The organism is Bacillus sp. KICET-1 (assembly GCF_027721405.1).
Classification (GTDB): domain Bacteria; phylum Bacillota; class Bacilli; order Bacillales; family Bacillaceae; genus Bacillus; species Bacillus velezensis.
Genome location: NZ_CP113515.1, coordinates 3,853,246 through 3,865,545 on the forward strand (window position 1 = coordinate 3,853,246; position 12,300 = coordinate 3,865,545).

10 protein-coding genes are annotated in these 12,300 nt (G+C 48.3%); 1 reads left to right on the forward strand and 9 read right to left on the reverse strand.

The genetic code is table 11. The features are described from left to right. Positions 1–26: 26 nt before the first annotated feature. From argF to OVA33_RS19355, 9 genes are all read right to left on the reverse strand, one after another. A complete protein-coding gene (gene argF / locus OVA33_RS19315; protein WP_017417442.1) occupies positions 27–998 on the reverse strand; it encodes an ornithine carbamoyltransferase in 972 nt (323 codons plus the stop codon). Beyond that, positions 986–4,081, reverse strand: coding sequence for a carbamoyl-phosphate synthase (glutamine-hydrolyzing) large subunit (locus tag OVA33_RS19320; RefSeq protein ID WP_025649578.1), 3,096 nt, complete (start codon positions 4,079–4,081; stop codon positions 986–988). Before OVA33_RS19320 ends, argF begins: the two co-directional genes overlap by 13 nt. Then, positions 4,074–5,132, reverse strand: a complete 1,059-nt coding sequence (locus tag OVA33_RS19325) for a carbamoyl phosphate synthase small subunit (RefSeq protein ID WP_012117273.1) — start codon at positions 5,130–5,132, stop codon at positions 4,074–4,076. Before OVA33_RS19325 ends, OVA33_RS19320 begins: the two co-directional genes overlap by 8 nt. 70 nt (positions 5,133–5,202) lie before the next feature. Beyond that, entirely contained in the window at positions 5,203–6,360 is a 1,158-nt protein-coding gene (locus OVA33_RS19330) for an acetylornithine transaminase (RefSeq protein ID WP_025649577.1), read from the reverse strand. Further along, positions 6,357–7,133 (reverse strand): acetylglutamate kinase, encoded by a 777-nt coding sequence (gene argB, locus OVA33_RS19335; protein WP_128974054.1) that lies wholly within the window; start codon positions 7,131–7,133, stop codon positions 6,357–6,359. Before argB ends, OVA33_RS19330 begins: the two co-directional genes overlap by 4 nt. Before the next feature lie 14 nt (positions 7,134–7,147). After that, positions 7,148–8,365 carry a bifunctional ornithine acetyltransferase/N-acetylglutamate synthase gene (gene argJ, locus OVA33_RS19340; RefSeq protein ID WP_017417439.1) on the reverse strand — a complete coding sequence of 406 codons (1,218 nt, stop codon included), beginning with the start codon at positions 8,363–8,365 and terminating at the stop codon, positions 7,148–7,150. A gap of 22 nt (positions 8,366–8,387) precedes the next feature. Next, entirely contained in the window at positions 8,388–9,425 is a 1,038-nt protein-coding gene (gene argC, locus OVA33_RS19345) for an N-acetyl-gamma-glutamyl-phosphate reductase (protein WP_128974053.1), read from the reverse strand. A gap of 166 nt (positions 9,426–9,591) precedes the next feature. Further along, positions 9,592–10,134 carry an MFS transporter gene (locus OVA33_RS19350; protein ID WP_003155082.1) on the reverse strand — a complete coding sequence of 181 codons (543 nt, stop codon included), beginning with the start codon at positions 10,132–10,134 and terminating at the stop codon, positions 9,592–9,594. Next, complete coding sequence (locus OVA33_RS19355) at positions 10,131–11,567, reverse strand: FAD-binding oxidoreductase (RefSeq protein ID WP_128974052.1); 1,437 nt, start codon at positions 11,565–11,567, stop codon at positions 10,131–10,133. Before OVA33_RS19355 ends, OVA33_RS19350 begins: the two co-directional genes overlap by 4 nt. A 185-nt stretch (positions 11,568–11,752) precedes the next feature. Between OVA33_RS19355 and fosM the strand changes: the two genes are divergently transcribed. Then, positions 11,753–12,196, forward strand: a complete 444-nt coding sequence (fosM, locus tag OVA33_RS19360; protein WP_007409139.1) for a FosM family fosfomycin resistance protein — start codon at positions 11,753–11,755, stop codon at positions 12,194–12,196. Positions 12,197–12,300: the final 104 nt, after the last annotated feature.

Sequence of the window (12,300 nt, forward strand, 5' to 3'; positions counted from 1 at the left end):
GAAATATCAAAAACCGCTGATGAGATTCAGCGGTTTTTTTGTTCATCCTGTTTGTAAAGAAGAGCTTTCAGGAGCGCTTTTTGCGCGTGAAGCCGGTTTTCCGCCTGCTGGAATACCGCAGAGTTCGGGCCGTCGATAATCTCGGACGTGACCTCTTCCTCCCGATGCGCGGGCAGGCAATGCAAAAATGTATAGTCAGGTTTGGCGAGACTGACGAGTGAGGCGTTGACTTGATACGGAGCAAACACGTTCAGCCGCTGCTGCGTCTCTTCCTCCTGCCCCATACTCGTGAAGACGTCGGAGTAAATCACGTCTGCATCCTGCACCGCTTCCTGCGGATTTTCGGTAAGGGTGATTTTCGCTCCGGAAACAGCCGCCGCTTCTTTTGCGGCATTTACCGCCTCTTCCTCAACTTCATAGCCTTTCGGCGAAGCAACCGCAATGTCACAGCCCATTTTTGCGCAGCCGATCATTAGTGAATGCGCTACATTATTTCCATCACCGATATAGGCGGCTTTTACTCCTTTTAATTTTCCTTTTATTTCTTGTATCGTTAACAGATCCGCGAGTGCCTGACACGGGTGATACCGGTCGGTCAACCCGTTTATGACGGGAATATCTGCATGCTCAGCAAGCTCTTCGACTTTTTCATGTTCAAAGGTGCGGATCATAATGGCATCAACGAAGCCGGACAGCACCTTCGCCGTATCCGCAACCGTCTCCCCCCGCCCAAGCTGCAGGTCGCTGCTTGAAAGAAATAGTCCCGTTCCCCCGAGCTGGGCCATTCCCGCTTCAAAAGACACACGTGTGCGGGTTGAAGATTTTTCAAAAATCATCGCCAATGTTTTCCCTTGGAAAATCGGCTGTATCGGATGTTGTTTTAATAATGAAGCTTCTGTCAGAAGCGCATTGATGTCTGACGGGCTGACATCTTTTAAGGAAAGAAAATCTTTTCCGTACAAATGGGTTAATGTGTGTTCCGCTTTTATTGTGTGCATGATGCCACTTCCTTTTGATAAAGATCTTTGAGCGATACAGGCTGAGGTTTGCCGGAGCCGCTTTCTAAAAATGCCTTTACGGTTTCCGGTTCAGTAAAGACCGTCACACCGTGCGTCATGGCTTCGATCCGTTGTTTACGCGCTTCTTCAGAGTGATTGAAATTGATATGAACCGCTTTATCCTTTCGCTCTGCCCATGCCGGGAACGCATCTTTGCATACCGTAAATCCCGCCTCTTGAGCCTGACGTTCCAATTCCGCATCACAGCCTTCCAGATAGATGCTGCCTTTTTTCTCCCAGACGTGCGCGTAGATTTTTTTCAGGGCGCTTTCTGCGTCAAACGCGACACACATGCCTTCTCCGGTCGACTTCATTTCCGGCCCGGGCTTTACGTCCACATCCTGAATGGCGTGAGAAGAAAAAACCGGGAATTTCACTGCCGTTCCGTGCTGATTTTGAACCTCGGGCTTGATGTCTTTAAGGGAAGCGCCGGCCAGCAATCTGGCGGCAAGCGGGATCATCGGCACCCCCATCACCTTAGACACGACAGGAACCGTGCGGCTTGCCCGCGGATTCACTTCAAGAACGAGAATATCTCCTTTGTCATCAATGACAAACTGAATGTTCATGATGCCTTTAAAAGCCAGTTTTACCGCGATTTTTTCGGCGGCCTCTTTTATATTACGCTGCATATCAGGTGTGACAGACGGACCCGGAAGAATCGCAAAACTGTCGCCCGAATGGACGCCGGCGCGTTCAATGTGCTCTGTATAAGTCGGCACGAATACTTCATGTCCGTCGGAAATCAGATCGATCTCCAATTCTTTTCCTGTAATGTACTGATCGATCAAAATCGGATACGGCATGCCCGCTTCATTTTCCAGCAGTTCTGACATTTGCGCTTCTGAATCAACGATGATCATGCCCATCCCACCGATGACATAAGACGGACGGATCAGCACGGGGTAGCCGATTCGGCTTGCTTTTTCTGTTGCTTCTTCTTTTGAATAAGCGGTTTCGCCTTTGGCATGTTTCAGGTCAAGATCATCAAGCAGCTGATAAAACAGATCCCGATCCTCCAGCGCATCAAGGGTTTCAAAGGATGTTCCGAGCAGCGGAATGCCCGCTTTTTCCAGCGGTTCAGCGGCATTGATCGCGGTCTGCCCCCCAAATTGGACGATGGCAAAATCAATGTTTTCATGTTCCGCCACGTTCAAAATATGTTCTGTCGTCAGCGGTTCAAAATAAAGCCGGTCGGCGATTTCATAATCCGTGCTTACTGTTTCCGGATTGTTATTGATCATAATCGTTTCATACCCCAGCTTTTGCAGGGTCAGAACGCCGTGGACGGCGCTGTAATCAAATTCCACTCCCTGACCGATGCGGATCGGGCCGGAGCCGATGATGAGGGCGCGTTTTTTCTCTTTTCGGCTGATATCTCCATCACTTTCCCCTAGATAGGTGGAGTAGAAATAATTCGTCTTGGCATCAAATTCAGCGGCGCATGTATCTACGATTTTAAACGACGGGACGATGCCTGTTTTCTTTCTGAGAGCACGGATGTCTTCTTCCGTTTTTCCCGTGAGAGATGCGATCATGACATCCGTGAAGCCCTTTACCTTCGCCTGCTTTAAAAGCGGGACAGACAGATGATCCCCTTCTTCCATCAGCTTGTTTTCCAATGTGATGATATTTCGGAATACATGGAGAAAAAACGGGTCAATTTTCGTTTTGGCATGGATGTCTTCTATCGTTTCACCGCGGCTTAACAGTTCCATGACGACGAAAAATCTCCGGTCATCCGGCGTTACCGCTAATTCCCACAGCTGATTGATCGTACAGCCGCCGAGTTCAGGCAGGCGGGTGCCGATCGTTTTCAGCTCAAGGGAGGCCGCCGCTTTTTGAATGGCCGCTTCCATATTTCTTTCGATCGCCATGACCTCTCCCGTCGCTTTCATCTTCGTTCCGAGCGTGCGATCGGCATGTTTAAACTTATCAAACGGCCAGCGCGGGAATTTGACGATGACATAATCAAGCGCCGGTTCAAAGCTTGCATAAGTAGAGCCCGTCAGCGGATTTTTCAGTTCGTCGAGCGTATAGCCGACGGCAAGTTTCGCCGCCATTTTGGCAATCGGGTAGCCGGTCGCTTTTGACGCGAGGGCCGATGAACGGCTGACACGCGGGTTCACTTCAATGACATAGTACTGTTTGCTGAACGGATCCAGCGCAAATTGAATGTTGCAGCCGCCGACCACATCCAGCGCCGAAATAATCGCCAGGCTTGCTGAACGCAGCATCTGATATTCTTCATCCGTTAACGTCTGGGACGGTGCGACGACGATGGAGTCTCCTGTATGCACGCCGACGGGATCGATGTTTTCCATATTGCAGACGGTGATGCATGTATGATTGCTGTCGCGCATGACCTCATATTCGATTTCTTTAAAACCGGCGATGCTTTTTTCGACGAGGCATTGGCTGATCGGGCTTGCTAACAGCGCCTGTTTAATAAGCGTCTGAAATGCTTCTTTCGTTTTCGCGATTCCGCCTCCCTTTCCGCCTAACGTGTACGCCGGTCTCAGAATGACCGGAAATCCGATAGACTCAGCGAAACGGAGGGCGTCTTCTTCGTTGTCGACGATTTCGCTTTCCGGAACGGGCTGATCGAGCTCTTTCATCAGGGCGCGGAACTGCTCCCGGTCTTCGCCTTTTTGAATGGTTTCCACCGATGTTCCCAAAAGCTTGACGTGATGCTTCTTCAGCACGCCTGCTTCTTCAAGCTTAACGGCTAAATTCAATGCCGTCTGGCCCCCCAAATTGGCAAGCAGACCGTCCGGTTTTTCTTTTTCAATAATGGCCTCGATGCTGTCGGTTGTGAGCGGTTCAAAATATATTTCATCGGCAAACGCCTCATCCGTCATAATCGTTGCCGGGTTGTTGTTGACTAGAATAACGCGGTATCCTTCTTCTTTCAGAGCCATGCAGCCCTGCGTTCCTGAATAATCAAATTCTGCCGCCTGGCCGATGATGATGGGGCCGGAGCCGATGACTAATATGCTGGAAATGGTTGTATCTTTAGGCATGAGCGATTTCTCTCCTTGCTGGTATCACTTTCTCTAGAAATTCATCAAATATCCACTCGCTCTCAGCCGGTCCGGGGTGAGCTTCAGGGTGGAACTGGACGCTTAATACGGGAAGGCGCTTATGAATGAGCCCTTCCACTGATGTATCATTGACATGATGAAATCTGATGGACAGCTCGTTCTCGTCAATTGATGCTTCATCAACGACATAGCTGTGGTTCTGGCTTGTCATAAACACCCGTTTCGTTTTCCGGTCAATGACGGGATGATTGGCACCCCTGTGGCCGAACGGCAGCTTATACGTATTTCCTCCGAAAGCCAGGGCAATCAGCTGATGCCCGAGGCAAATGCCGAGTGCGGGGAAATCACTGAGTAATGATGTAATCCGGTTCATGTACGGCGCAATCGCTTTCGGGTCGCCCGGGCCGTTTGAAAGCACGATTCCGTCAGGCTGAATGTCATAAACAGCGTTCATCTGCTGATACGGAATGACCGTTACTTTACAGCCGCGCTTTACAAGTGACGAGGCGATTGATTTTTTATAACCGAAATCAATCAGCGCAATATGCCGGTCTCCGTTCCCCATTGACGTGATGTCTTCAGACTGCGCCAGCTCCGCCGGGTTTTCTGTTCCGGATGCTGCGGGAATCTCTCCTGTTGTTGACACGGCAGCGTTCATCGTGCCGCCGGAGCGGATGGTTTTGACGACGGCCCGTGTGTCCACTTCGGTTAAGAGCGGGATGTTCCATTTATTTAAATACTCTCTCAAGCTTGAAACTGCTTCATGGTGAGAAAAATGTTCACACGCTTCATAGACGGCAACAGCCTTGACTTGAGGAATCTTACTTTCAAGGTCTTTTTCATTAATTCCGTAGTTTCCGATCAGCGGATACGTAAAGACGATGATCTGGCCCTTATATGACGGGTCTGTAAGCACTTCCTGATAACCCGTCATTCCGGTGAAAAAAACCGCTTCGCCAACACAGCGGGCCTCTTTTTCAAGTTCACCGCCGAATGATGTTCCGTCTTCCAATACTAAATAGCCTTTCATCTAAAGCCCACCTCTTGATGAATAATTAATTAAAAATATGAATTTTTATACTCTTATATCGAAAAAAAAATTACCGTTTCACTGCCGAATGCGCTTCGATCGCTGCTTTCAGCATACTGACGGCCGACAGCATTTCTTCTTCAGAAACTGTAAGCGGCGGCAGCAGCCTAATGACATTCGGTCCGGCCGGAAGCACGAGAAGTCCGCGTTCCTGCAAATCTCCGATAATGCCGGACACGGGACCTGCGCATTCAATGCCGATTAATAACCCTTTTCCGCGGATTTCTTTTACAAAAGGCCCTGTCAGTTCACGGTTCAGCTGCGCTTTTAAAAAAGAGCCTTTGTCTGCCGCCGCCTGGAGAAAGTCCGGCTGAAACACAATGTCCAAGGTTGCTTTCACAGCTGCCATGGCGAGCTTATTGCCGCCGAAAGTCGTACCATGCGTACCCGGCGTAAAGACGTCTCCAAGCTTCTGTTTGCCGATCACGGCTCCGACGGGAAAACCGTTTCCAAGCCCTTTCGCAGCAGTGATGATGTCCGGAGAGATGCCGAAATGCTCATAGCCGAATGCCTTGCCCGTCCGGCCGATTCCGGTTTGAATCTCGTCTGCGATAAGCAGCGCCTGTTTGTCTTTGCAAAATGTCTGTAAGGCTTCGATGAATTCCGGATCGGCGGGATTGACTCCCCCTTCTCCCTGCACCGTCTCAAGCATGACGGCGGCGATATCATCCTCTTTTGAAAGCGTGCTGAATGCCGACGGATCATTGAACGGAAGATAGTGAAAGCCTTGAAGCATCGGTCCGAAACCGATCTTGATTTTGTCTTGTCCGGTGGCGGCCATCCCCGCATAGGTCCGTCCGTGAAAGGATTGATGAAATGTTACGATTTTTGTCTTTCCCGTTGCTTTACGGGCAAGCTTAATGGCGCCTTCATTCGCTTCGGCCCCGCTGTTGCAGAAGAAAACGAGATCCCCCGCGCTATGTTCGGCAAGCTTTGCCGCGGCTTTTTCCTGAAGATCATTTTCAAACAGATTGGAAACGTGCCATACGCTGTCAAGCTGTTCTTTCACCGCTTCTGTCACCGCATCATGACAATGGCCGAGATTGGAAACGGCGATGCCCTGAATAAAATCAAGATACGTTTTTCCGTTTTCATCCTCTGCGATTGTCCCTTTCGCTTTTTTGATATCGATGGGCCAGCGGCTGTAGGTTTGAAATAGACTGCTCATGACACGCTCTCCTTTTCTTTGACGATTTTTGTTCCTTGGAAGGCTTGATCGGTGAAAAACGCTCCTTTTCCGTTTACGATCATCACTTCCTCGACATCTTCACTCAGTGCCGATAATGCCGAGTTTACTTTCGGAATCATCCCTCCTGAAATCACGCCGTCATCTATGAGGGCCTGAATCTCTTGCGGCGTCAAAGTATCCAGCCTGTTCTCTCCGTCCATAATTCCTTCGACATCCGTGACAAATAAAAGTTTATCGGCGTGTAAGGCTGAAGCAACGGCCGATGCCGCGGCGTCTGCGTTGACGTTCAGCGTTTCGAAATCACTTGTCATGGAAAGCGGAGCGATAACGGGAATGATGCCTGCTTTCATTAACGCTTGGATGATTGACCGATCGGTTTTTTGTATTTCGCCGACTTCTCCGTATTTGTCTTGATTAAGATAGGATGCTTGAAGGAGACCGCCGTCCTTACCTGATATTCCCGCGGCTTTCAGCCCGTTTTTCGCGAGTTCGATTACGAAAAATTTATTGATCGTCCCTGACAAGACCATTTCCGCTGTTTCCAGCACCGGTTTGGTCGTTTTCCGCTGTCCATCGACAAATTCCGTTTCAATCTGCAATGTTTTCAGCATTCTTGAAATGTCCGGGCCGCCGCCATGCACGACGGCAATGTTCCAGCCCGATTGCATAAGCTCTTTTACATTTTGAAAAAAATCGGCGGATAACTCGCGGATCACGCTTCCGCCGCACTTAAAAACGATGGTTTTCTTCATGCCGCTCCCCTTTGTTATGTGCGATAGCTCGCATTGATTTTGATATAATCATAGGTTAAGTCACAGCCCCATGCCCGGCCGCTGCCGGAGCCTTCCTGCAGGCGGACTGCAATCGTAATCTCATCACCTGATAAGTACTCCTTGGCATCAGTTTCCGAAAACGGCTGAGGTTCGTTGTTTTTAAACAGACACTGGCCGCCGAGGAAAACTTCCACTTGTTCGGCCGTTACGCTTGCCGCACTGTGCCCGATTGCGCCGATGATGCGCCCCCAATTGGCGTCTGTGCCGTAAACGGCGGTCTTCACAAGGCTTGAGCCGACGATTTTTTTGGCAATAATATTCGCCTCAAGGTTATTTTTCGCGCCTTCGACTCTGGCTTCAATTAATTTCGTCGCTCCTTCACCGTCTCTGGCAATATCTTTGGCAAGGTCTTCGCATACAAGCTTTAATCCCTTTTTAAAAGCCGGCCAGTCAGGGTGCTGCTCCGTCAGGCAATCATTCCCCGCGCAGCCGTTCGCCATCACAAGCACCATGTCATTCGTCGATGTTTCTCCGTCAACGGTGATTTGGTTAAATGAAACATCCGTAATCTCTCTGAGCGCGTTTTTGAGCGCCTGTTCTTCCACGGCCGCGTCCGTTGTGACAAAGCCGAGCATTGTCGCCATGTTGGGGTGGATCATGCCGGAGCCTTTCGCCGCTCCGCCGATCGTGATGATGTCTCCGCCGATCACCAGTTCATAACACGTCTGTTTCGTCACTGTATCCGTCGTCAAAATGGCTTCTTCAAATGCTCCGGACACGGACGGCGCTTGACCGAGCTGTTCAATGCCCGCTTGAATTTTTTTCATATCTAAAAGCTCGCCGATCACCCCGGTTGACGAAACCGCAACAAGCTCCGGCTCAATGCCGAGCTGGCTCGCGAAGCCGTCCCGCATTTCATAGGCGTCCTTTAATCCTTGGTCTCCCGTACAGGCGTTGGCAATTGCGCTGTTGACGATAACCGCCTGAAGCACACCCTCTTTTTTCAAGCTGGCTTGCGTCACTTTCAGCGGCGCTGCCTGAAAATGGCTCTGCGTATATACCGCTGCACTGACTGCAGGCGCTTCACTGATAATCGCTCCGAGATCTTTTTTTGAATAGCGCAGACCGCAGTGCACGCCCTTTGCCTCAAACCCTTTCGGCGAGGATACGCCGCCTTTTATTTTCGTGATTTCCTCACTCAGCTGAATCATATTTTTGAATCCCTCTTTCGTTCTATGGATAGACTGGCGTCATCGTAAGTCCCGTTTCTTCCTGCCAGCCATTCATGATATTTAAATTTTGAACCGCCTGCCCTGCGGCGCCTTTCATCAGATTATCTATGACAGAAACGATGGTGACACGGTTTGTTCTTTCGTCCACAGTGACACTGATATCACAAAAATTGCTGCCGTATACCTCTTTCGTCGCCGGAAATTCACCTTCCGGCCTGATTCTGACAAAATATGAATCTTTGTAGAATTCGGAATACAATTCTCTTACCTGTGCAGCAGACATACCCGGGGGAGCCTCCGTATACATCGTCGCCATAATGCCCCTTGTCATCGGCGCCAAATGAGCGGAAAACGTGATCGGGCCTGTGCCGGGCTGCCAAGCCGCTAATTGCTGTTCAATTTCCGGAGTATGCTGATGCTCATTAACCTTATAAATTTTGAAATTATCATTCAGCTCAGAATAATGAGTGCCCATGGATGCTTTTCGGCCGGCGCCGGATACGCCTGTTTTCGCATCAACAATCAGAAATGAATCTTGTAAAAGCTTATTCTTCGCCAGCGGGGCGAGCCCGAGCAGCACAGCCGTCGGAAAACATCCCGGATTGGCAATCAGCTTTGCAGTCTGAATCTCTTCTTTTTGCAGTTCAGCTAAACCGTAAACCGCGTTTTGAATCGTTTCTTCCGGAGCGGCCTTCCGCTTATACCACTTTTCATACACGGCCGGGTTTTGAATCCGCAGATCGCCGGATAGATCAATGACCGGGATGCCCGCCTCCGCCAGCTTGGGCGACCACTCTCCGGAGACGCCGGGCGGCGCGGCTATGAACATGACATCAATTTCGTTTCGGATCGTTTCTATGTGAAGCGGCTGAAGTGATTGTGACGCTATATTCCTCAAATGCGGATATGAAGCGGCATATTCTTTTCCTTCGTCGCTCGATGAATATAATATACAATCCTCTGCATAAGGGTGATGGTTAAGAATCCTGACAAGTTCGGCGCCTCCATAACCAGTAGCGCCTATAATACCTATTTTCAACGGGTTCACCTTCTTGGTTTTTGTGAAATTATTTAACATTATAACATGAATAAAAATTAATTCAATTGTATATTTAATATTTTTTCATTCATTTTCCATCTGTTTTCGCTGACAAAAAAACCCCTCTCGTTCGAGGGAGTTCCATAAGAAAAACAGGCTGATCGGATCAGCCTGTTTTCTTCAGCATCATCAGCCCGCTTATAAAAAACAGCACGGAGCTGGCGTAAAAAATAATATAAACCGTAAAGAAATCAGCGAGAAACCCGCCGAGAATAATGGCGGCAGCTGAAAATACGGCCGTCCAGAAATGATAGCTGCCGACTTTTTTTCCCCGCTCCCCGCCGTCGGTGTAATCGGCGATCATGATTTTCTCGCCGTGTTTTTGCATCGCGCCGAACAGGCCCAAAAGCACCTGCACAACATAAACCTGGTGCACGCCGGTAATGTGCGGGAGCGTCAGAAGAAGCACCGCCATCCCCCACGAATTTGCCATAAGGAACCAGCGGGGGTCCAGTCTTGCCGACAGCCGGCCGAGCAGCGGATGAATCAATGCGCCGCTCAGGCCGAACAAGCCGTATGAGAGACCGAATTGCGTGTAGCTGGAACCGATGTTTTTAATAAATAAAATATAAAACGGAAAGATCAGGCTGCCGGCAAAAAAGACACTGCTCTGAGACAGGATCAGCCATTTTAAATGGTTGTGTTTCATGATTTGTACCTCTGATAAAAATAATTCATAAACAAGTCATCCGGATCATATTTGTGTTTTTTCTGAAAGAACATATCGCTTTTCGGATATGCCTCGCGCATCTGCTCTTTCGTTTGGTACAGCATATACGGGAGATAATAACTGCCGCGGTGGCGCAGTGCCGTATCCGTCATTTTTCTGACAATCCGCACCGCACTCGCCTGGCTGTCTTTTGAAAACCCTTCATTGATTAAAAGAACGAGTGAAAACATGTCTTCCTTTGCGTATGACAGATCGGCTTTTTCATTTTTTTGCACGTAGCGGATCGTAATATTTACGAGATTGAAATCTTCATGTGACAGCGTCTTGCGTAAATCATGAATGTACGGCGAAAATTCGCCGACGGGCACGAAGTATTCTTGTAGCACGTCGGTGTTGTCCGTGTTTTCATATTCCAAAAATTTCGACTCTGACCGCATGACATTGTTCCTGGAGACTTTCACGCCGTTTTGGCTGAGAAAATAAGACTGCTGGGTTGACCAGAACCAATTTCTGCCCCAGTCATACCGGCGGGAGAGGCCAAGCGCGAATTTCGTCAGCGCCGGATGCTCATCTTCTTTCAGTTCATTGTGCTGCTTTAATTCTTTCTGATTGTCTGAGAGCGTGTAATCAGTCACATACATGTCATGCAAAAAGCCTTTATCCCCTGTTGCGATCCGCGCGAGATGCATGCGCACGGCGGGGTTGCGCTGAACATGCTGCGTAAAATATTGACTGTATGTATCAGCGTTCATGCGTTTCGTTTTCATTTCATAAAGTTCATCATCCGTCAGCTCAATATCCGCGTCAAGGATGACGCCGAACAGGCCGTAGCCGCCGATGACGGCTGAAAACAGGTCATCTTTCGGAGTAACGGTGATGATTGTGCCGTCCGCCTTTAAAAGATGAAACGATTTGACCGTATCAATCAGCGAACCGTACCGGATATCCCGGCCGTGGGCGTTGGCGCTCAGTGAGCCGCCGATCGTAAAAATGTTTTGCGATTGCATGACTTTTACCGCGAGCCCGTACGGATTGACATAGCGCTGAATATCATTCCACGTCGCTCCCGCCTGCACTCTGATGATTTTTTTCTTTCGGTCGAGACCGAGTATTTTGTTGTAGCCCGTCATGTCGAGAACGATACCGTCTTCATAATACGTCTGGCCGCCCATTGAGTGCTGGGCGCCTGCGATTGAGATCTTCAGATGCTTTCTCTTTGCTTCCTTAATGGTTTCGATCAATGTTTCTTTCTCTTTTCCTTTGACCGTCTGCTTAATTTTCACGGGCATGAGACGGCTGACATCCGTCATTGTCCCTGCCTGCTGCTCCGGCTCTTTGTGAAAAGCGGAAACAGCGAACAGCGCCGTATAAACAAGAATGCTAAGGATAATGAGAAGTAATTTTTTCTTCATGGGTTCCTCCCTCGCATGCAGCCGGTCTATTATATCATGCCTTACGTCCGTTTTTTTCCTTTTTAACCCGATACCGGAAAACACACGACATAAAAAATACACAGAAATCCTTAAAATGATTTTTTAGTCAGTATATAATCGATATATATGCAGATGTATTACCAAAGGGATTGTTTAAGACAAACATGTTAAATGAGGTGGGGAAAATAAACATAAAAGGAATCAATCATCTTCTTTTTTCTGTTTCAAATTTGGAAAAATCTATAGAATTTTATGAAAAAGTATTTCATGCACAACTCCTGGTTAAAGGGCAAAAAACAGCATATTTTGATCTGAACGGGCTTTGGCTTGCACTTAACTTAGAGGCGGATATACCAAGAAATGAAATACATAAATCTTATACGCATATGGCCTTTACAATTGACCCAAAAGATTTTGATGCAATACATCAACGGCTAAAAAATCTAAATGTAAATATATTAAATGGGCGTCCTAGAGATAAACAAGATCAAAAGTCAATTTATTTTACTGATCCTGATGGACATAAATTTGAATTCCACACAGGCACACTCCAAGACAGACTGTCCTATTACAAAAAAGATAAACCTCATATGAAATTTTATATATAAAGGTTTGTTTGCGATCCAAAACAAACCCTCACTGTCGCTTATATGCAGACAAAAGAAAAGCACCTCCAAACTTTAGGATGTACCTAAAATCCGAGGTGCATTTT